Source organism: Arthrobacter saudimassiliensis (assembly GCF_059090665.1).
Genome location: NZ_JBNHFX010000002.1, coordinates 788649 through 809710, shown reverse-complemented (window position 1 = coordinate 809710; position 21062 = coordinate 788649). Strand labels below are relative to the sequence as shown.

Genomic DNA, 21062 nt, shown 5'->3' with positions numbered 1-21062 from the left:
AGCTGGCACCGCAGCCAGCCTGCAATGTCAGCTGGCACCCAGCTCGGCGAGTACCCCGTCCGTGTACACGGGCCATGCTTCCGCAGCCCAGGGGCCGAAATCCCGATCCGTCAGGCCGATGAGCGCTGCCCCCGCCGCCGGATCGACCCAGAGGAAGGTGCCGGACTGGCCGAAGTGGCCGAACGTGGCCGGGGAGCTCTTCGTACCCGTCCAGTGCGGTGCCTTATGGGCGCGGATCTCGAAGCCCAGGCCCCAGTCGTTCTCCTTCTGTCGGCCGAAGCCGGGAAGGACACCCGACAGCCCGGGAAAGACCACCCGGGTGGCCTCGCGCAGTCTGCCCGGATCGGTCAACACGGGCGACTGCAGCTCCGCTGCGAACCGGCTCAGGTCACCGGCGGTGGACACCGCACCGGCAGCCGGGGAACCCTCAAGCGCGGTCGCCGCCATGCCGAGCGGCTGCAGGACACCTTCGGACAGATACGCGGCGAACGGCATGCCGGTGGCCGCCTCGAGGGTCTCGCCAAGCACCTCGAACCCCGCATTCGAGTAAAGGCGACGGGTTCCGGGCTCGTATCGCACGGTGCGCTCGCCGAAGTCGTATCCGCCGGAGTGCGCCAGCAGATGGCGCACGGTGGAACCCTCCGGGCCGGCAGGCTGATCGAGTTCCAGCGCCCCCTCGTCGAGGGCGATCAGCACGGCATAGGCACTGAGCAGCTTGGTCACCGAGGCCAGCGGAAAGCGACGGTCCTGGTCACCGGCCGTGCCGATGACCCCGCCGTCGGCGGACACCAGGGCGGCCGCCGCGTTCTCCACCGGCCACGACTCAATGTTCTTCAGGCTGTTCACGGGTTCGCTTCCTTGCAGCTTGGCTGATCTGTCGGTACAGGAGGTCAGGCTCGGTGGGCGGAGGGGCCGTTCCGGCCATCGGACGCCTCGGCCGTCCCGCCGTAGTGCCGGGCCAGACGGCGCATGCCTTCCTCGATGGACACCTCGGGCACCCAGTCCAGCACCTCCCGGGTCTCCCGCTGGTCGAACCAATGCGAGGTGGACAGCTGTTCGGCCAGGAACCTGGTCATCGGCGGCTCGTCGTGGACCAGCCCGCGTTTGCCGGCAGCCAGCCATGCCTTCTCGATGACGCTGCCCGCCACGCGGGCCAGGCTGCCCGGAACGCTGAGGCCCGGAGGCCGTACGCCGGCCGCCGTGCAGATGCCCGCGATCAGCTCACCCACGGGGCGGGGCTGGCCGTTCGTCACCACCAGGGCACGGCCGTGCGCGGCGTCCATCCGTTCCAGGCCGCGCACGATGGCTGCCGCGGCATTGTCGATGTAGGTCGTGTCGATCAGCGCCGCGCCGGCGTCGAGCAGCGGCAGCCGGCCCGAGCGGGCGCGGTCGATGACCCGTTCCACCAGCTGGGTGTCGCCGGGGCCCCACACGATGTGGGGCCGGATGGCCGTCACCCGGAACGATTCGGAATCCTGGTCGAGGGCGATCAGCTCCGCCTCGGCCTTGGACGCGGCGTAGAAGCCCCGCGCCCGGGCCGGGTCGGCGGTCCCGGCGCCCGCTCCGGCGATCGGCTCGCCGAAGTGCGCGACGGACGGCGAGGAGACGAACACGACGTCGCGCACCCCTTCGGCCCGGGCAGCGTCCAGCAGCACGCGGGTGCCGCGGATGTTGGTGTCCTCGAACTCGCGCCATTCCCCGGTGAAGGAGACTTTCGCGGCCAGGTGGATGACGGCGTCCATGCCGGCCACGGCGCGGGCCGCCGCCTCGGCGTCGGACACCGATCCGGCCACCGCGTCACGTCCCGGCCGGCCGGGACTGCGCTGGAAGGTGCGCACCTTGTGGCCCCTGGCCTCCAGCAGCTCGGCGACCGCACCGCCGAGCAGCCCGCTGGCTCCGGTCACCAGGACGTTGCGCGGCACCTGGACGTCGGCGGCGCTCATCGGCGGGCCCCCTGCCCGGCCGGCTCGGCCGCCGGCACCGTGGGGCCGGCCTTGCCCGGCCGCGGCACCGGGCCGCCGGCCAGCACCTTCGAGGCCCAGCCGGCCAGCGCGGTCCGGTCGATCTTGGAATTGTGGCGGATGTCCGTCGGCATCTGCGGCAGCACCAGCACCGCTGCCAGATCCAGCCCGCACTGCTCCCGCACCCGGGCCCGGACGGCGCCGGACAGCTCGGCGGAGGCAGCTCCGGCCCGGCGGGCCGGCGGCTGGGTTTCGATGACGGCCACCGGAACCTGCGCTCCGGCCGGACCGACGCCGACGACGGCGGCCCGGCCGACGCCGTCGACCGCCTCCGCCGCCTGCTCACCGGCCACCGGGGTGCGGACCCCCTCCGCGGTGGTCAGGATGTGCCCCAGCCTTCCCTGCACCCAGAGCCGGCCCTGGTCATCGAGGTGCCCGACGTCGCCGGTCCGGTGCCAGCCCGGGATGGAGGAGCTGCGGGACTCGGTGATCCACAGCCGGTCGTAGCGGTCCTTCACATGCGGGGCGCTGACGAGGATTTCACCCGTGACGTTCGCCGTGGCCAGCACCTCGCTGCCCACGGAACCGTCAGGGAAGACCTCGGCGATCGCCACCCGGGCCCCGGAGACGGGGGTGCCGACGCAGACGCCGTTCCCGGTCCCGGCGGCGCGGATGCCGGCCAGGTCGATGTCCGTCACCGGCAGCGCCTCGGTCATCCCGTAGGGGGTGTGCAGCGCGGCCTGCGGCACCAGGTCCTGCACCCGGGCCAGCAGCGGCTCCGGAATCGGGGCTCCGGCGGAGAGCAGCAGCTCGACCTTCGCCAGTGCCTCTCGCTGCCGGCCGCTGAGCTGACCGGCGGTGGCCAGCACGTTGGCCAGCGCGGCGGGGGAGGCGAACACCGTCGTGGCGTCCACGGCTACGGCGGCCTCCGCGAGGGCCGCGGCGCTGAGGGTGCGCGGCGAGGTGACGTCCATGTCCGGGGTCACCGACGTCGCTCCCAGCGCCGGGCCGAGCAGCGCGAACGGCGCGAAGCCGGCCACCAGCGACGTGCCGGCGCGCAGGTTGTAGGTGTTTCGGATCGCATCGCGCATGGCGGTCAGCTGCCGGTGCGTATACACGACGCCCTTCGCGGGGCCGGTGGACCCGGAGGTGAACAGCACGGCGGCGTCGGCGTCGGGCTCGACGTCGGGCCAGGCCCGGTCCGCGCCGGCGCGGGAACCTGCGGCGATGAGGTCAGCCACGGAATGCCGGATGCCGAGCAGCCGACGGCGGGCGGGGGAGAGCTCGGCGACGCTGATCCGGGTGCCCGGCCAGCCGAACGCCCGGGCGCCGATCAGCGCCCGCTCGATGCCGATGAGGAACGCGGGGCCGGCGCCCTTGATGGCCCGGCTGAGCCCCTTGGTGCCCAGCCCGGCGTCGGCAACCACAATCACCGCGTTCAGCCGCAGGCACGCGTAGATCAGCGAGGTCAGCTCGATGCCCGGCGGCACCAGCAGGTTCACCCGGGTTCCGGGCCGGACGCCGGCGGCGGCCAGCCCGGCGGCGAGGGCATCGACCCGCTCGGCCAGCTCGGCCCAGGACAGGCTCAGCGGCCCGGCGCCGTCCTGCCCGCCCAGCGGCGCCATGTCGACCACGGCGGGGGAGGAATCGGTGCGCCGCTCGTCCAGTTCGGCCAGCATCGGCCGGAACCCGGCAGCGGTCCCGGCGGACGGCTCGGCGGCCGACGACGCGGGGGAGTCCAGCGCGGAGGACGAGTCCGCGGACGATGACATGGGAGAGGACGTAGCGTCTCCGATCGCGCCCAGGTTCGCCTGCAGCCACTGGAAAAGCGGTGCGGCGATGTCCCGGTCCTCGGCGACCAGGTGCCCGGCGCCCTCGAAGCGGTGCACGTCCGCCTGCGGCAGCCGGTCCAGCAGGTCCCGCAGATAGCGGTCGCTGAACACCGGATCGCGCGGGCCCCACATCATCAGGGCGGGAACGTCCAGCGAACGGATGCCCTCGGCCACGGTTTCCAGGGCCGGCCAGCTGGGGTGGGACCGGTCGGCGGGAATGTCCGCCACGAAGTTGGCCACGCCGTCGCGCCGTTCGGCTCCCCGATACGGGGCGTTGTAGGCGCGGCGCACGTCGGCGGGCAGCGCCGGGTGGGCCAGGGACAGCGTCGTGCGGATGAACGCGTCGGTGCTGCGCGTCCCGGCCCGGTGCACGGCCGGATGCAGGGCCAGGCGCAGCGGAGCGGGCAGCTCGAAGCCGGCCGGATGGACCGCGGTGTTCAGCAGCGCAACGGCGGCCACCTGGCTGCGGTGCCGCAGCGCCCACCCGAGCGAGATGATGCCGCCCCAGTCATGGCCCAGCGTCACCACGGGAGTGTCCAGGCCGAGCGTCTCGGTGAGGTCGGAAAGGTCGGTGATGCGGTCGGCCAGGCGGCGGAAGGCGCCGGTGCGCTCCGAGAAGCCCATGTCCAGCTGATCGACCGCCACCACACGCCAGGGCCCGCCCGGAGCGTCCGCGGCGGCAGCTGCCACGCTGCGCCACAGGTAGGACCAGGTGGGGTTGCCGTGCACGCACAGGATGGTGCCCCGCGGGGTCAGCCCCCGTTCCGCCAGGTCGGCCGCGGTGTCGAGCACGTGCCAGGTGCGGACGGTGCCGGGGCGGTCGACGGCGGCGCTGGAGGGCACCTGCACATGGGTGGACCAGGAAGCGGCCACGCCGGGCCAGTCTGCAGCTACCACGCGATCTCCATCATCGTGGTGTTCAGGCCGGAGCCGACGCCCATGCACAGCACCCGGTCGCCGGGGTTCAGCGATTCGGCCTCCTGGGCGAGGGTCATCGGCAGCGACGCCGGGCCCACGTTGCCCCACTTGGGGAAGGTGATCGGCACCCGCTCACGGTCCAGCTCCACGGCCTTGATGATCGCGTTCGTGTAGGAGGTGGAGACCTGGTGGGTGACGTAGCGGTCCATGGCGGACCAGTTCCAGCCCTGCTCCTGCGCCTCCCGCCACGCGGTCACCACCAGCTCCAGGCCGCCGTCGAGCAGGCCCTTGGTGTCGGTGTACATGCCGTCATGCCCGCCCACGCACAGCTCATGGTGCTCCGTGCCGGCGCGGGACACGCCGCCGAGGATGCGGTGCGAGCCGGGATGGGCGTCGGCCCGGCCGATCACGGCCGCGGCTGCGCCGGAGCCCAGGGTCAGGCTGGCGAATTCGCGCAGGTAGTCCTCGCGGGTGGAGTCCTCCCGGTTCAGGCGGGAGAACGTCGCCTCGGCGACCTTCTGCGAATCCTCGCCGGCCACGATCAGCGCGTAGTCGATCTGTCCGGACTCGATCATGTTCGCTGCAAGCGTGATTCCGTTGACGAATCCGAGGCATGCGTTGGCCAGATCGAAGTTCAAAGCGGAGGACGGCAGCCCCAGTCCGTGATGGATTTTCACCGCCACCGAGGGCTCGAGGTTCCGTCGGGTGACCGAGGTGTTGATCAGCAGGCCCACCTGGTGGGGTTCGATGCCGGCTTCGGCCATGGCCTTCGCTCCGGCCTCGATCGCGCCGTCGTCAAAGTCCGCGCCTGGCGCCCACCAGCGGCGCTCCTCGACGCCGGCCACCCGCTCCAAAAGCCTGCGGGAAAGCCGGAGCCGCTTGAGGGACGGGGCAAGCCGCTTGTCGAATTCGTCCGACGAGACCACCACCGGCGCTTCAACGCTGGTCACGCTCAAGAGGGCCGTGTTGCTGTGCTGGAAGGTGAAGTTCCCGGTCAAAATGCCTGCCTTGTCTGCTGCCTGTTACTCATGCGCTGGCGGCCGCCGCACAGCCCAACCTCGCGTCGGGATCGTCTGATCCCTCCAAAAGCCTACTTTCCTCCGGCGGGTTGTCGTGCGCGCTCCCCGGGACCATGCCGTGCGGGTACCCGGTTTATTGTGGTGTACCGCGTAGATTTATGGAATGACTCCAGCAGCAGGAAGCGTGCATCAGCTGTGCATTTGAAGACCCTCACGATGCGCGGCTTCAAGTCCTTCGCATCGGCGACCACGTTTGAGTTCGAGCCCGGCGTCACGGCCGTGGTGGGCCCCAACGGATCGGGCAAATCGAACGTGGTCGACGCACTCGCCTGGGTGATGGGCGAACAGGGCGCCAAGACCCTGCGCGGCGGCAAGATGGAGGATGTGATCTTCGCCGGGACCTCCTCCCGGCCGGCGCTCGGCCGCGCCCAGGTGGCGCTGACCATCGACAACGCCGACGGCGCGCTGCCGATCGAATACTCCGAGGTCACCATCTCCCGCACCCTGTTCCGGGCCGGCGGCTCGGAATACGCCATCAACGGCGCCCCGTGCCGGCTGCTGGACATCCAGGAACTGCTCTCCGACTCGGGCCTGGGCCGGGAGATGCACGTGATCGTCGGGCAGGGGCAGCTGGACCGGGTGCTGCACGCCGGTCCGGAAGAGCGGCGCGGCTTCATCGAAGAGGCCGCCGGCATCCTCAAGCACCGGCGCCGCAAGGAGAAAACCGTCCGCAAGCTGGAGGCCATGCAGGCGAACCTCGCCCGGCTCACGGACCTCACGGCTGAGCTCCGCCGCCAGCTCGGACCGCTGGGCAGGCAGGCCGCCGTCGCCCGCCGCGCCCGGCAGGTGCAGCAGGATGTCCGCGACGCCCGGGCCCGCCTGCTGGCCGATGACATTGCCGTCCTCGAGGCGGCGCTGGCCAAGGACGCCGCCGACGAACAGGCCCTGAAGGAACGCCGCGCCGCCGTCGAGCAGGAGCTCGCCGCCGGGCAGGAACGCCAGCAGCAGCTCGAACGGGCCGCCGCCGACGCCGCCCCGCGCCTGGCAGCCGCCCGGGAGGCCTGGTACCAGCTCTCCGCGGTCCGCGAGCGGCTGCGCTCCCTGGGGGAGCTCGCCCGGGAGCGGGGCCGGCTGCTGGGGGCCGCGGACGGCGGACCGGCCCCGGGCCGGGACCCGGAACAGCTGCGCGCCCAGGCCGAGCGGATGCGCGCCGAAGCCGGTGCCCTGCAGGAGGAGGTCGAGGCCCGCCGGGAGGCCCTGGAGGACGCGGTGGAGGTCCGCCTCGAGGCGGAGGAGGACGCCGCCGCGGAGGAACAGCGGCTGGCCGCCGTGCTCCGTGCCGCCGCGGACCGCCGTGAGGGCCTGGCCCGCCTCGCCGGCACCGTCGGCGCTGCCCGTTCCCGGGTGGAGTCCGCTCAGGCCGAGCTGGGCCGGCTGCGCAGCCTGGTCGCCGACGGGCAGCAGCGCCGCGCCCGGGCCGCGGAGGAGTTCGCGGCCCTGGAGGCCGAAGCCGCCGGCGCCGAGCAGGGCGAGGAAGGCCTCGACGAAGAGTACGAGCAGGCGCTGTCCCGCCAGGAGGAGGCCGAAGCCGAGGTCCGGCGGCTGCGGGACGAGGAACGGCAGGCAGAGCGGGACCGGGAGACCCTGGCCGCCCGCCGTGACGCCCTCGCCGTGGGGCTCCAGCGGCGTGACGGCAGCGCCGCGCTGCTGGACGCCGGGCTCGACGGCGTGCTCGGGCCGCTGGCCGAGCTGGTCACCGTGGCGGCCGGACGCGAACGCGTTGTCGCCGCCGCGCTGGGCGGCGCCGCGGAGGCGCTGACGGTCACCGGCGTCGACGCGGCCGTGGCCGCCCTGGAACAGCTGAAGGCCGCGGACGCGGGACAGGCCGAGCTGCTGCTCGCCCCCCGGCACCCGGCGCCGGCGACCGGAGCCTCCATGCCTGTTCCCGACGGCGCCGAACCGGTCGCCGGCCTGCTGGAAGGCCCGGACCACGTGCTGGAGCCGCTGCGGCGGCTGCTGGCGGGCACCGTGGCGGTTCCCACGCTGGCCGACGCCGTCCGCGTACTGGCCGAGGCGCCCGAACTGCGGGTCGTCACGGCGGACGGTGACCTGGTGTCCTCCGTCCACGCCCGCGGCGGATCCGAGTCGGCGCCGGGGCTGATCGAGGTGCAGGCCGCCGTCGATGAGACGCAGGCCCGGCTGCGGGACGCCGAAGCCCGCCGGGACACGGCGCACGAGGCCCTGGCCGCCGCCGTCGCCGCCCGGGACGAGGCCGCCGCCCGCGCCGATGCGGCGCTCGCCGCCCTGCACGACTCCGATGCCCGGCTCGCCGGCGTGGCCGAGCGCCTCGGCTCGCTGGGATCCGTGCTGCGGTCAGCCGAAGGCGAAGCGGCACGCCTGCAGCGTTCCATCGAGGCCGCGGAGCAGAACCTGGCCGCCGAACGCACGGCCCTGGAGGAGGCCGAGGACCGCCTGGCGGCGGCCGAACAGCAGCCCGCCGACGAAGCGGAACCGTCCCGGGACCGGCTCGAGGCGCTCAACGCCGCGGCGGTCCAGGCCCGGCAGGCGGAAATGGAAGCCCGGCTGTCCCTGCGCTCCTGCGAGGAGCAGCTTTCCGCGGCCACGGGCCGCGCCGCCGCCCTGGAACGGACCGCCCAAGCCGAACGCCGGGCCCGCGCCGCAGCCGCCGAGCGGGCCCGGCGCCGCCGCCGGCAGGCCGCCCGCGCGCACGCCGTCGCGCAGGCCGCCGACGCCGCCCTCGCGTTCACCGACGTCTCGCTCGCCCGGGCCGCCGCCGACCGGGACGAGGCCGAAGCGATGCGCAACGCACGCCGCGCCGAGCTGGAGACGGTACGCTCGGCCAACGCCGAGGCCGCGGCCCTGCTGGCCAGGCTCACCGACTCGGTGCACCGCGACGAACTGCAGCGCGCCGAGCAGCGGCTGCGGCTCGAAACGCTGCAGGCCCGCTCGGTCGAGGAACTGGGCATGACGGCGGACCACCTGCTCGCCAACTACGGACCGGACCAGCCGGTTCCCGTCCCGGAGGACGGCGACGGCGACAAGTGGGCGGCCCTGCGCCAGGAGGTCGACGACGACGGCAACCCGATCCCGTCCGGGGTGCCCTACGTGCGCGCCGAGCAGGAGAAGCGGCTGCGGAAAGCCGAGCGGGACCTGGCCGCCCTGGGCAAGGTCAACCCGCTGGCACTGGAGGAATTCGCGGCCCTGGAGGAGCGGCACAAATTTCTCAGCACCCAGCTCGAGGACCTCAAGGCGACCCGGAAGGACCTGCTGGACATCATCAAGGAAGTGGACCAGCGGGTGGAGCAGGTCTTCACCGAGGCCTTCCACGACACCGCCGCCCAGTTCGAGCGCGTCTTCGGCCGGCTGTTCCCCGGCGGGGAGGGCCGCCTGGTGCTCACCGATCCCCAGGACATGCTCACCACCGGCATCGAGGTGGAGGCCCGGCCGGCCGGCAAGAAAATCAAGCGCCTCTCGCTGCTCTCCGGCGGTGAACGGTCCCTGACCGCGGTGGCCCTGCTGGTGGCCATCTTCAAGGCCCGCCCCTCGCCGTTCTACGTGATGGACGAGGTGGAGGCCGCCCTGGACGACACCAACCTGGGCCGGCTGATCACCATCTTCGAGGAACTGCGCGCGTCCAGCCAGCTGATCGTCATCACGCACCAGAAGCGGACCATGGAGGTCGCCGACGCCCTGTACGGGGTCACCATGCGCGGCGACGGCGTCTCCACCGTGATCAGCCAGCGCATGGAACGCCCCGACCGCCGCGGGGAGCCAGCCCGGCCGCGATGAGCAGGCCGGCGGGGCAGGGGAGCCCGGCCCCGCAGTGTCGGGAAGGCGGGACAGCTAGCGGGCGTAGCGGCGGACGAAGTTGTGCAGGATCCGCGGCGGCGCCTGCACGTTGGCGCCGCGCACCGAGTCCATCACCGCCTCGGCTTCCTCCTCGGGGAAGTAGCCGGCGTGCCGGTAGACCGAGATGCGGGTGAGCAGGCCCGGGACGTCCAGCTCCGGATGGAACTGGGTGGCGTACAGGTTGCTGCGCACCCGGAACATCTGCACCGGGCAGGTGGCGGACCCGGCCAGGTTCACCGCGTGCGCGGGCAGCTTCGCCACCGCCTCCTTGTGGCCGACAAAGGCGTGGAAGCGCTCCGGCAGCCCCTCCAGCAGCGGATCGGCCCGGCCGGCGTCGGTCAGCGACACCTCGACGGCGCCGATCGGCTCACCGAAGCGGCGGTCGACGACGGCGCCCTGGTGCCGGCCCAGCGTGCCGACGCCGTAGCAGGCGCCCAGGAACGGAAAGTCCCGCGCCGTCACCTCGTCCAGCAGGCGGGCCAGATCCGCCTCGACGCGCCGCTGCACCGGGCTCTTGGCGTCTTCGGGGTCGCTGGAGTTGAACACGGAGCCGCCGGTGATCAGCCCGCTGTAGCGGTCCAGGTCCAGGTCCGGCAGCGGGCCCCGCTCCAGCCGCAGCCGGTGCAGGCCGGAGGAATCCAGGCCGGCGAAGCGGGCAACGGCTTCGTACTCCTCATCGGCGGCGTCGTCCTCTGACCGGGTGGCCAGGAGCAGGAAGGGCTTCATTCCTCGATCGTAGACCCGGTGCGGGCGGCGGGGCGGCCGGCCAGGGTTTCCCGCGCGCCCAGCCACACCAGGAAGGCGAGCAGGGCGACGGCTCCGGTCAGGGCGAACGCCCATTCGTAGCCCAGCGTGTCCGCGAGCACCCCGGCGAGGATCGGGCCGATGATCGCCCCCGAGTCCGCGGTCATCTGGAACGCGGCCAGCACCTTGCCGCCGTTGCGCTCGTTGCCGACGACGTCGGCCACCGCCGCCTGCTGGGCCGGGTTCAGCATGCCGGTGCCGAGCCCGGCCAGGGCCGACACGGCCAGGAACAGGGGCACGCTGTCGGTAAAGCCGATCACGGCCGTCGCCGCGGCGTTCAGCGCCAGGCCGGAGAGCACCATCGGCCGGCGCCCCCAGCTGTCCGTCAGGCGGCCGGAGAACAGCAGGGCCAGGGCGGTGCCGCCGGCGAAGAAGGTCAGGGCGATGCCGGCGGTTTCGCTGCCGCCGGCCAGCACCGCGGCCGCGAACAGCGGCAGCAGCGAGTTCCGGACCCCGAAGGAGGACCAGCCGTTGGCGAAGGAGGACGCCAGGGCCGCCCGGTAGGCCGAATCCTGCAGCGCTTCCCGGACGGTCAGGCGGGGCCGCGTGTCGCGCCCGGCCCGGCCTGCCGGCCGGCCGGCGGTCCCGGCGGCCACCTCGGTCACCGGCTCGCCCTGGACCGGGCCGGCGGCGGCCACGGCATCGTCGGCGGCGTCCTGCCCGGAGGCAGGGGAGGCGGCCGCCGCCCCGGCGTCGGGGCCTCCGGCCGGCTCGACGGCCTTCAGCTGCCAGGCGACGCCTCCGGCGGCAATGAGCAGCGCCACGGCGTAGACGAGGAACGGCACCTGCATGCCGAAGCCGGCCAGCAGCCCGCCCACCAGCGGGCCCACGATGTTGCCGATGAGGAAGGACGACGCGTAGAGGCCGGACACCCGGCCGCGGACTCCGGGCGGCGCCAGCCGGATGATGAGGCCCATCGCGGAGATGGTGAACATGGTGGAGCCGATGCCGCCCAGCCCGCGGAACAGCAGCAGCTGCCAGTAGGTGCCGGCGAAGGCGCAGGCCGCGGTGGACAGGGCCACGATCAGCAGGCCCCAGATGTAGACCGGGCGTTCGCCGAACTTTTCCAGCAGCTGCCCGCCGGCCGGGGCGAACACCAGGCGGGTGAACGCGAAGGCGCTGACGATCACCGATGAGGCGGTGACGCCCACGTCGAAGCTCTGCGCGAACTGGGGCAGCACCGGGGCCACCAGCCCGTAGCCGAGGGCAATGACGAAGGCCGCAGCAATGAGGACCTTGATTTCGCGGGGGATGAGAAGTCGGGAAGCGCGCACCATGATGCCTTGATTCTCGCACTGCCCGGGACCGTGTGCCCGCCGACGCCGATATGCAATGCTGGGAGGCGTGAATGAGACTCTTTCGATAGTGATCTATGTGGTCATCGCGATCGCCGTGGTCGGCTCCGTGGCAGCGCTGCTGGTGCGCGGCCGCCGGCAGCGCCCGGAGATCTACCCGACGAAGCGCGACGCCGACGACCTGCCGCAGGCCTCGGGCAGCACCGCCGTCGCGGAGGCTCCGACGGCCGAACCCGCGCCCGACGTCGTCGTTCCCGACGACCTGCGGGACCTGGAGGAAGCCGCCCCGGCGCCCGCCCCGACGATCGAGACCCCTGAGCCCGTCCAGGGCCGGCTGGCCCGGCTGCGCGCCCGCCTGGCGAAGTCCAACAACGCCCTGGGCAAGGCCCTGCTCGCGCTGCTGGCCAGCGACAAAATCGATGAGGACGTCTGGGACGAGATCGAGGAGACGCTGCTGCTGGCCGACCTCGGCACCGAGCCCACCATGGAGCTCGTCGACAACCTGCGCGAACGGGTGAAGATCTCCGGCAGCCGGAACCCGGAGGAAGTGCGCGGCATGCTCCGCGAGGAACTGATCAAGCTGGTGGACCCGTCCATGGACCGTTCGCTGGCCGTGGACCGGCACGCCGACAAGCCCGCCGTCGTCATGGTGGTGGGCGTCAACGGCGTCGGCAAGACCACGACCGTGGGCAAGCTGGCCCGCGTGCTGGTCGCCGAGGACAAGGACGTCATCCTGGGTGCGGCGGACACCTTCCGCGCCGCCGCCGCGGAGCAGCTGGCCACCTGGGGACAGCGCGTGGGCGTGCCCACCGTGAAGTCCGACGTCGACGGCGCGGACCCGGCGTCCGTCGCCTTCGAGGCGGTCAAGGCCGGCATTGACGGCGAGGTGGACACCGTGTTGGTCGACACCGCGGGCCGCCTGCAGAACAAGGTCGGGCTGATGGACGAGCTGGGCAAGGTCAAGCGCGTGATCGAGAAGCAGGCCGAGGTGGACGAGGTCCTGCTGGTCCTGGACGCCACCACCGGGCAGAACGGCCTGGCCCAGGCCAAGGTGTTCTCGGAGGTCGTGAACATCACCGGCATCGTGCTGACCAAGCTGGACGGCACCGCCAAGGGCGGCATCGTCGTCGCCATCCAGCGCACCCTCGGCGTGCCGGTGAAGCTGGTCGGCCTGGGAGAAGGCCCCGACGACCTGGCCCCGTTCGAGGCCGAAGGATTCGTGGACGCCCTGCTGAACTGACGCTCCGGCGGCATCCGCCGCGACGCAAAGAGCCCCGCAGCCCGGATCGGGCTGCGGGGCTCTTTGCATGCCCCTCGGGGCCGCCGGCCTTACTGCAGGGTGAAGTGCAGGACGGTCACCGTGCCCGCGGTCAGCGGGAAGGTCTGCGTGGTTTCCCCGTAGGCGAAGCCGGGTACGGTCAGCCGCTCGGCCGCCGGAACGCTTTCGGTCCGCCCGCCGTCGATCGTGGTGGTGTCCTCGGAGGCGAACGCGGCACCGGTCATCTGCGTCATCGTGCCGCTCAGCGCGCGGCCGGGCAGCGTCAGGGTGACCTCGGTCTGGGCCGCGGTCTCGGGGTTGTTCTGGTTGATCAGCGCCACCGAGATGCTCCCGTCGTCGTGCCGGACGGAATAGGCGTAGGCCAGCCCGCCGCCCGCGGCGTCCGTGGCGAGGAATTCACCGGAGGGGATCTCCGCGACCATGGACAGGCCGTAGTAGTTGGCCCGCTGGTCCACCTGGCCGTTGGGCTGCAGGTAGGCCCCGCCCGTGCAGATCGCGGACATGGGCGGGCCGCCCTGGCAGGTGATCAGCGAGCTGTGGAAGCTCATCGCCTCCACGCCCAGCTCGGCCCCGCTCAGTGCGTAGTCCGCCACCCACAGCGCCGAGGCGTGGGTCTTGGTCGTCTCATTCGACCCCGGGCACGCCGACTGCCCGGTCTCGGTGATCCAGGTCGCCAGGCCGTTCTCCCGGCCCGGCGCCAGCGCCTGCGCCCGGTAGTCCTGCGCCCGGTCATGGATCAGGGGATCCATCAGGTTGGCCAGGATCGGCTCGCCCTGCGGGTCGCCGCTGCCGTCGCAGGCCGAGAGCGGGTAGTGGTGCAGCGAGAGGATCTTCTCCTGGGGCAGGTCGACGGTGGCAAAGGGCCCCCACCAGGATTCCGCGTAGGTGCCGGGGCCGATGATCGGCACCTCGGGGGCCACCTCGTAGATGGCCTGCGCGTAGGTCTTCAGCTCCCCGAGGTACTGCTCCACCCCGTAATCTCCGCCGCGCAGCCCGGTCTTGGCGTAGCCGTTGGGCTCGTTGCCGACGGTGATGCCCACCAGGCGCTCACCGAACGCGTCCCTGGCATGGCGGACCATGTCGGCGGCCCGGGCGGGGTCGTAGTTGCCGAGGTCGACGGTCAGGGCGATCCGCCCGTCCACCGCCTCCAGGAGAGTGGCCACCCGCGCCAGGTCCTGCGGGGTCACGGCACGGACGGGATGCGCCTTGTCTCCCTTGAGGTTCCCCGGGATCGGTTCTCCGGCGGAGGTCCAGAAGAAGCGCCGGTCCACGGCGTTGCCGCCGAAGCGCAGCAGCGGCTTGCCCAGTCCCTGCAGCGCGTGCACCATTTCCGGGTTGTCCCCGGCCAGGGACGGATCGGCCAGATCGGTGGCCTCCAGGGACAGGCCGATCAGGTTCTCCGGCAGCTCGGTGCCGGTGGTCTGGCCGGCCACGGTCACCGACATCGGCTCGACCGGCTCCAGCGGAGAACCGGCCGGCGGGCCGATCTGCTCGTAGTAGGTGAACTCCGGAGCCGGCGGCAGCGCCGCTTCCGTCTCATAGGCCACCGGGGTGCCGGTCGGGGCCGCAACGGACGGCTCGTCGTCGTCGGTCACCAGCGGGAAGATCACCGCACCGGCGGCGAGGGCGACGGCGGCCGTGCCGGCGCCGCCGATCAGCCACTTCCGGCGGGACGGCCCGCGGGAGTTACCCCGGGTACGCAGGGAACCGTCGTCGGACTTCCGGCTGGAAGCGTCCTCGGGCAGGGGTGGTTCAACGGGCATGGGGGCATAACCTCCGGGGATCGTGGTCTTAGGTGGACATCCTAGCCGCAGGGGTGTGACCGCCGTCGCGGCGCCGTCGTGTGCCCGCAGCGGGGAAGGGGCCGAAGGCGGCGCATGCAAGCCCCGGCGGGGCGGAGAGGCCGTGGAAACGAAGCCGAAACACGGCCGTTACGGCGGTTTTACGCAGGCCGCCGGTTTGTAATCCGCAGGCAATCAAACAGGGCCTTTTCCGAAATGCGGCCCCGGCAGAGTTTCGGAGTGCGGGAAGTCCCCGCGGATTTCGAAAGGACGTGGAGATGGATCTGTCTGCAGGTCACGTCTGGGTGATGGTCTCAGCGGCGCTCGTGCTGCTCATGACGCCGGGACTGGCATTCTTCTACGGCGGCATGACCCGGGCCAAGGCGGCCCTGAACATGATGATGATGAGCTTCGTATCGATCGGCCTGGTCGGCGTGGTCTGGGTGCTCTGGGGCTACTCGATGACCGGCGGCGACGGCTTCGCGGGGCTCTTCGGGAACCCCTTCACGTCCTTCGGCCTCGAAGGCCTGCTCGGCAGCGAGGACCTGATCAGCGCCGGGTTCGGCGCCACGTTCGCCATCATCACCGTCGCCCTGATCAGCGGCGCCATCGCCGACCGCGCCCGGTTCAGCGCCTGGGCCGTCTTCGTGCCGATCTGGGTCACCCTGGTCTACTGCCCGCTGGCGTTCATGGTGTGGGGCGGGGGACTGCTCAGCGCCGAGGGCGCCGTCGGTTCGGTGGTCGGTGAGGCCATCGACTTCGCCGGCGGCACCGTGGTGCACATCAACGCCGGCGTCGCGGCCCTCGTCCTGGCCCTGATCATCGGCAAGCGCAAGGGCTTCGGCAAGGACCCCAGCCAGCGTCCGCACAACATCCCGTTCGTCATGCTCGGCGCGACCCTGCTGTGGTTCGGCTGGTTCGGGTTCAACGGCGGCGCCGCCGGTTCGGCCGAGGAAGGCGGGCTGATCTGGGTCAACACCCTCGCCGCCCCCGCCGCCGCCATGGTCGGCTGGCTGGTCACGGAGCGCGTCCGCGACGGCCGCCCCACCTCCCTGGGCGCAGCCTCCGGCATCGTCGCAGGCCTGGTGGCCATCACCCCGGCCTGCGCCAACGTCAGCCCGCTCGGCGCCGTGGGCCTGGGCATCGTCGCCGGCGTCCTCTCGGCGCTCGCCGTCGGGCTCAAGTACCGCCTGGGCTACGACGACTCCCTCGACGTGGTCGGCGTGCACCTGGTGGCCGGCATCGTGGGCACCCTGGCCCTGGGCTTCATCGCCCTGCCCGCCGACGGCGAGGCCGGCGGCCTGTTCTACGGCGGCGGCTTCGCCCTGCTGGGCGCCCAGCTGGTGGCCGCGGTGATCGCGATCCTGTTCTCCGCCGTGATGACACTGATCATCGGGCTGGCCGTGCACAAGACCATCGGCTTCCGGGTCTCCGAGGATGAGGAGATCTCCGGCGTGGACCTCAGCGAGCACGCCGAAACCGCCTACGAATTCGGCGGCCTGGGCACCGGCGGGTCCTTCCGCCCGGTCGCCGCCGCCACCACGAAGGAGACCGTGAACTCATGAAGCTGGTAACCGCCATCGTCCGGCCGGAAAAGATCGACGCCGTCCGCGGCGCCCTGGAAAGCTACGGCGTACAGGGGCTGACCGTCAGCCAGGCCAGCGGCTACGGCCGCCAGCGCGGGCACACCGAGGTCTACCGCGGCGCCGAGTACACCGTGGACCTGCTGCCCAAGGTGCGCATCGAGGTGCTGGTCTCCGACGAGTGGCTGAACGACATCGTCGACGTGCTGGTGGCCACGGCCAACACCGGCCGGGCCGGAGACGGCAAGGTGTGGGTGGTCAACGTGGAGGAGGCGCTGCGCGTGCGCACCGGCGAGCGGGGGGTCTCCGCCCTCTGACCCGCAGCGGGCCCGGCACATCGCCCGGAGCCGCCCTGTTGACCAACGGTCCGCCCGGCTGGAATTCCAGCCGGGCGGACCGCGTGTTCAGAGGCCGCGGGCGTCCGGCTGCCGCCGGCATGCGGGGACGGTGTCCCCGGTCACGGGCCCAACGTCCCACCCGGTACCGTCGCTTGGTACCCTTAACAGCTGGGCCTGGCAATTTCAGCCGAAGTACACGCCAAAGTATCCGACGAAAGAAGTGCGCGGCACGTGTTCAATTCACTGTCTGACCGGTTGACCTCAACCTTCAAGAACCTGCGCGGCAAGGGCCGGCTCACCGAAGCCGACGTCGACGCCACCGTCCGGGAGATCCGGCGCGCACTGCTCGACGCCGACGTGGCCGTTCCCGTGGTCCGTGCCTTCACCGCCTCGGTCAAGGAGCGTGCCCTCGGCTCGGAGGTCTCGCAGGCCCTGAACCCGGGCCAGCAGGTCGTCAAGATCGTCAACGAAGAGCTCGTGGGCATCCTCGGCGGCGAAACCCGGCGGCTGCGCCTGGCGAAGAACCCGCCCACCGTGATCATGCTGGCCGGCCTGCAGGGCGCCGGCAAGACCACCCTGGCCGGCAAGCTGTCCAAGTGGCTCAAGGGCCAGGGCCACAGCCCGCTGCTGGTCGCCGCCGACCTCCAGCGCCCCAACGCCGTCAAGCAGCTGCAGGTCAACGGCGAACGCGCCGGCGTGCCGGTCTACGCCCCGCACCCCGGCATCAGCTCCGAGTTCGAGGCCGCCACCGGCGATCCGGTGGCCGTGGCCCGCCAGGGCGTCGAGGAGGCCCGCGCCAAGCTGCACGACGTGGTCATCGTCGACACCGCCGGCCGCCTGGGCGTGGACGCCGAGCTGATGCAGCAGGCCGCCGACATCCGCACCGCGATCAGCCCCGACGAGGTGCTGTTCGTCATCGACGCGATGATCGGCCAGGACGCGGTCAACACCGCCCAGGCCTTCAACGAGGGCGTGAACTTCACCGGCGTCGTGCTGACCAAGCTCGACGGCGACGCGCGCGGCGGCGCGGCCCTGTCCGTCGCCTCCGTCACCGGCAAGCCGATCATGTTCGCCTCCACCGGCGAGGCGCTGACCGACTTCGAGGTCTTCCACCCGGACCGGATGGCCAACCGCATCCTCGACATGGGTGACATCCTCACCCTGATCGAGCAGGCCGAGAAGAACTGGGACAAGGACGAAGCGTCCCGGATGGCGAAGAAGTTCGCCGATCAGGAGGACTTCACCCTCGACGACTTCCTGGCCCAGATGCAGCAGCTGCGCAAAATGGGCTCCATGAAGAAGATGCTCATGATGATGCCCGGCGCCGCCGGCATGCGTGAGCAGCTGGAGAACTTCGACGAGCGCGAGATCGACCGGGTCGAAGCCATCGTCCGGTCCATGACGCCGCACGAGCGGGTCGCCCCGAAGATCATCAACGGATCCCGCCGGGCCCGCATCGCCCGCGGCTCGGGCGTGCACGTCTCCGAGGTCAACGGCCTGCTGGAGCGCTTCGGCCAGGCGCAGAAGATGATGAAGAAGATGGCCGCCGGCGGCGGGATCCCGGGCATGCCCGGGATGGCCGGCCCGGGCGGCTTCGGCGGCGCCCGCAAGAAGCAGCAGGCGGCCAAGGGCAAGAAGAAGGCCCGCTCCGGCAACCCCGCCAAGGCCGCGCAGGAGCGCGCCGAGGCCGAGGCCCGGCGCAGCGCCTCCCGCAGCGCGCTGCCCACCGGCGCCGCGTTCGGTGCCCAGGATGCGGACTTCGATCCCAGCTCGCTGAACCTGCCCAAGGGCTTCGAAAAGTTCCTCGGCAAGTAGGCTCCAGCCACAGCAACCGGAGGCCGTCCCGCGCAGGTGGGGCGGCCTCCGCCGTTTAACCGGCCCGGCGTCACTGTTGCCGATGCGCCCGCTGGCAATTACATGAAGCTTCAACTATGCTAATTGCATGAACCTTCAAGTAAGCCCCGTCGACCTGCTGCCCTCCGACCTGGCGATGGGAACGGTGATGCTGAAGGTGGGAAACCTTGGCGCAGTCGCCGGCTACTACCGGCAGGCGCTCGGCCTCGCGGTGGTCGCCGAGGCCGACGGCGGGCTGTACCTGGGCCGCGCCGGCACCCCGCTGGTGCACCTGGCCCCGGCCTCCGGGCTGCAGGTGGCCGGGCGGGGTGAGGCCGGCCTGTTCCACACCGCCATCCTGTTTGCGAGCCAGGCCGACCTGGCTGCCGCCGTCGCCGTCGCCTACCGGCACGACCCTTCGGCCTTCGTCGGCAGTGCGGACCACCTCGTTTCGGAGGCCTTCTACTTCCAGGATCCCGAGGGCAACGGCATTGAGCTCTACTGGGACCGCCCGCGCACCGAGTGGGCCTGGGATTCAACCGCCGACGGGCCCCGGGTCCGCATGGACTCCCTGCCCCTGCCGCCGGCGCAGTACCTGCAGCGCCACCTGGCCGAGGCTTCACTCACGGGCATGGAGGAGACCGCGGCCGACGTCGGGCACGTCCATCTGCAGGTCGGATCCGTCGAGACGGCCGAGCGGTTCTATGTGGACGTGCTGGGCTTCGAAAAGACCGCGGACTTCCACGGGCAGGCACTGTTCGTCTCCGCCGGCGGCTACCACCATCACATGGCCATGAACGTCTGGAACTCCCGGGGCGCCGGCCCGCGCCGGGACACCCTGGGGCTGGGCGAGGTGCTGCTGTCCGTGCCGGCGGCCGACGACGTCGCGGCGCTGGCCGACCGGCTGGCCGCCGCCGGCATCGGCAGCCACCACACCGGCGCCGAGCTGCGCTTCGAGGATCCGTGGCGCAACCGGCTGCGCGTCGCCGTCGGCGCCACCGGCTGACCGGCAGGCGGGGCCGGCCTCCCGGCTGACCGGCCGCCCCGTTCGGGAGTCCGCGCGGCGAAGTCGCAAAACTTGCCGCTCTCTGGCATCATAGACAGGTACTCGATCTGCGTGGCCCCTCTCTCCGCGCATGCATCTTGTCCTTTGAACCCCTCAGTATGGCCCGCCCCACGGGAGCAGAAGTCGGCGGTTCGCCCCCTTTTTCAGATCAGGAGTGACCACAAAAGTGGCCGTAAAGATTCGCCTCAAGCGCCTCGGCAAGAAGTTCTCCGCACACTACCGCGTTGTTGTCATGGATTCCCGTGCCAAGCGCGATGGCCGTGCCATCGAGGAGATCGGGCTGTACCGCCCGACCGAGGAGCCGTCGTACATCGACATCAAGTCCGACCGCGCCCAGTACTGGCTCGGCGTCGGCGCCCAGCCCACCGAGCAGGTCGCAGCGCTGCTGAAGATCACCGGTGACTGGCAGAAGTTCAAGGGCCTGCCGGGCCAGGAGGGCACCCTCCGGACCAAGGCCCCGAAGGAAGCCTTCGTGGCTCCCGAGAAGGACTCCGTGATCGTCCCCGAGGCCATCACCCCGAAGGCCAAGAAGGAAGAGGCTGCTTCCACCGAGGCCGAGGCTGAGTAACTTGCTCGCCGAAGCGCTGGAACACCTGGTCCGCGGCATCGTTGACAGCCCCGAGCGTGTCAAGGTTGCCGCCCGCAGCAACCGCCGCGGTGAAACGCTCGAGGTGCGCGTCCATCCGGACGACCTCGGGCGGGTCATCGGCCGGCAGGGCCGCACGGCCCGCGCACTGCGCACCGTGATCGCAGCCCTGCCCGGAGGCGACCAGGTTCGTGTGGACGTCGTGGATACCGACCGCCGGCGCTGAGCCGACGACCCGGGCACACCGTCACAGCGGTTTCTTCAGCATCCGGCCCCGCACCAGATAATGGTGGAGGGGCCGGATGTTTTTTTACGCCCGCCCGCACCGGCCGGGCGGGACAGCAGCACTAAGGAGAGTTCATGCAGTTACAGGTGGCACGCATCGGCAAGCCGCACGGCATCCGCGGCGAGGTGACCGTCCAGGTCCTCACCGATGCGCCCGAAGACCGGTTCGTTCCCGGCGCCCGGTTCATCGTCGAGCCGGCGGCCAAGGGCCCGCTCACCATTGCCGGAGCCCGCTGGAACAAGGCCATCCTGCTGCTGGCCTTCGAGGAGGTCGCCGACCGGAACGGCGCCGAGGAACTGCGCGGAGCCAAGCTCTTCATCGACACCGATACCGACGCCGACGACGACGCCGATGAGGGCTGGTACGAACACGAGCTGGTGGGCCTCTCCGTCCGGGTGGGCGACGACGTCGTCGGCACCGTCAGCGGACTGCGCACCACCGCCGCCCAGGACCTGCTGGTGCTCACCGACACCCGGGGACGGGAGGTCTTCGTGCCCTTCGTCGACGAGATTGTGCCCGAAGTCGACCCGGAGGCCGGCTATGTCCTGCTCACGCCGCCGCCGGGCCTGCTGGAGCTGAACGCCCCCGACGATGAGAAGGCCGGCAGCTGA

General features: G+C 71.7%; 16 protein-coding genes. 9 read left to right on the top strand and 7 right to left on the bottom strand.

The window, feature by feature from the left end; genetic code table 11:
* Positions 1–27: 27 nt before the first annotated feature.
* From AC5RV6_RS10935 to AC5RV6_RS10920, 4 genes are read right to left on the bottom strand one after another with little or no spacing between them, the layout of a single operon-like run.
* Positions 28–846: a serine hydrolase domain-containing protein gene (locus AC5RV6_RS10935; protein WP_494007322.1), complete on the bottom strand. Its 819-nt coding sequence runs from the start codon at positions 844–846 to the stop codon at positions 28–30.
* Between the two features lie 44 nt (positions 847–890).
* The gene (locus AC5RV6_RS10930; RefSeq protein WP_494007321.1) at positions 891–1943 is read right to left on the bottom strand and encodes an NAD-dependent epimerase/dehydratase family protein; all 1053 of its coding nucleotides are present in this window, start codon (positions 1941–1943) and stop codon (positions 891–893) included.
* Entirely contained in the window at positions 1940–4690 is a 2751-nt protein-coding gene (locus AC5RV6_RS10925; RefSeq protein ID WP_494007320.1) for an alpha/beta fold hydrolase, read from the bottom strand. The genes AC5RV6_RS10930 and AC5RV6_RS10925 overlap by 4 nt, the downstream gene beginning before the upstream one ends.
* A complete protein-coding gene (locus AC5RV6_RS10920; protein ID WP_494007319.1) occupies positions 4684–5709 on the bottom strand; it encodes a 3-oxoacyl-ACP synthase III in 1026 nt (341 codons plus the stop codon). Before AC5RV6_RS10920 ends, AC5RV6_RS10925 begins: the two co-directional genes overlap by 7 nt.
* A 216-nt stretch (positions 5710–5925) precedes the next feature.
* Here AC5RV6_RS10920 and smc point away from each other — a divergent pair, with 216 nt between their 5' ends.
* Positions 5926–9540 carry a chromosome segregation protein SMC gene (gene smc, locus AC5RV6_RS10915; protein ID WP_494007318.1) on the top strand — a complete coding sequence of 1205 codons (3615 nt, stop codon included), beginning with the start codon at positions 5926–5928 and terminating at the stop codon, positions 9538–9540.
* Between the two features lie 54 nt (positions 9541–9594).
* Here smc and AC5RV6_RS10910 read toward each other — a convergent pair whose 3' ends face one another.
* Together AC5RV6_RS10910 and AC5RV6_RS10905 are read right to left on the bottom strand one after the other, a co-directional pair.
* The gene (locus tag AC5RV6_RS10910) at positions 9595–10326 is read right to left on the bottom strand and encodes a glutamine amidotransferase (protein ID WP_494007317.1); all 732 of its coding nucleotides are present in this window, start codon (positions 10324–10326) and stop codon (positions 9595–9597) included.
* Entirely contained in the window at positions 10323–11681 is a 1359-nt protein-coding gene (locus AC5RV6_RS10905) for an MFS transporter (RefSeq protein WP_494007316.1), read from the bottom strand. Before AC5RV6_RS10905 ends, AC5RV6_RS10910 begins: the two co-directional genes overlap by 4 nt.
* A 67-nt stretch (positions 11682–11748) precedes the next feature.
* On the opposite strand from AC5RV6_RS10905, the gene ftsY reads away from it, so the two are divergent.
* Positions 11749–12939 (top strand): signal recognition particle-docking protein FtsY, encoded by a 1191-nt coding sequence (gene ftsY, locus AC5RV6_RS10900; protein ID WP_494007315.1) that lies wholly within the window; start codon positions 11749–11751, stop codon positions 12937–12939.
* 89 nt (positions 12940–13028) lie between these two features.
* On the opposite strand, the gene AC5RV6_RS10895 is transcribed toward ftsY, so the two are convergent.
* Complete coding sequence (locus AC5RV6_RS10895) at positions 13029–14741, bottom strand: hypothetical protein (protein ID WP_494007314.1); 1713 nt, start codon at positions 14739–14741, stop codon at positions 13029–13031.
* Positions 14742–15037: 296 nt separating this feature from the next.
* Here AC5RV6_RS10895 and AC5RV6_RS10890 point away from each other — a divergent pair, with 296 nt between their 5' ends.
* The 7 genes from AC5RV6_RS10890 (at position 15038) to rimM (ending at position 21062) form a co-directional block, all read left to right on the top strand.
* Positions 15038–16324, top strand: a complete 1287-nt coding sequence (locus AC5RV6_RS10890) for an ammonium transporter (protein ID WP_494007313.1) — start codon at positions 15038–15040, stop codon at positions 16322–16324.
* On the top strand, positions 16321–16659 hold the full coding sequence (locus tag AC5RV6_RS10885) for a P-II family nitrogen regulator (RefSeq protein ID WP_494007312.1): 339 nt from the start codon (positions 16321–16323) through the stop codon (positions 16657–16659). The genes AC5RV6_RS10890 and AC5RV6_RS10885 overlap by 4 nt, the downstream gene beginning before the upstream one ends.
* Before the next feature lie 252 nt (positions 16660–16911).
* Positions 16912–18495, top strand: coding sequence for a signal recognition particle protein (gene ffh, locus AC5RV6_RS10880; protein WP_494007311.1), 1584 nt, complete (start codon positions 16912–16914; stop codon positions 18493–18495).
* Positions 18496–18622: 127 nt separating this feature from the next.
* Positions 18623–19519, top strand: a complete 897-nt coding sequence (locus tag AC5RV6_RS10875; RefSeq protein ID WP_494007310.1) for a VOC family protein — start codon at positions 18623–18625, stop codon at positions 19517–19519.
* A 226-nt stretch (positions 19520–19745) separates the two neighbouring features.
* On the top strand, positions 19746–20147 hold the full coding sequence (gene rpsP, locus AC5RV6_RS10870; protein WP_494007309.1) for a 30S ribosomal protein S16: 402 nt from the start codon (positions 19746–19748) through the stop codon (positions 20145–20147).
* Between the two features lies 1 nt (position 20148).
* Entirely contained in the window at positions 20149–20391 is a 243-nt protein-coding gene (locus tag AC5RV6_RS10865) for an RNA-binding protein (protein ID WP_494007308.1), read from the top strand.
* Between the two features lie 134 nt (positions 20392–20525).
* Positions 20526–21062 carry a ribosome maturation factor RimM gene (gene rimM / locus AC5RV6_RS10860; protein WP_494007307.1) on the top strand — a complete coding sequence of 179 codons (537 nt, stop codon included), beginning with the start codon at positions 20526–20528 and terminating at the stop codon, positions 21060–21062.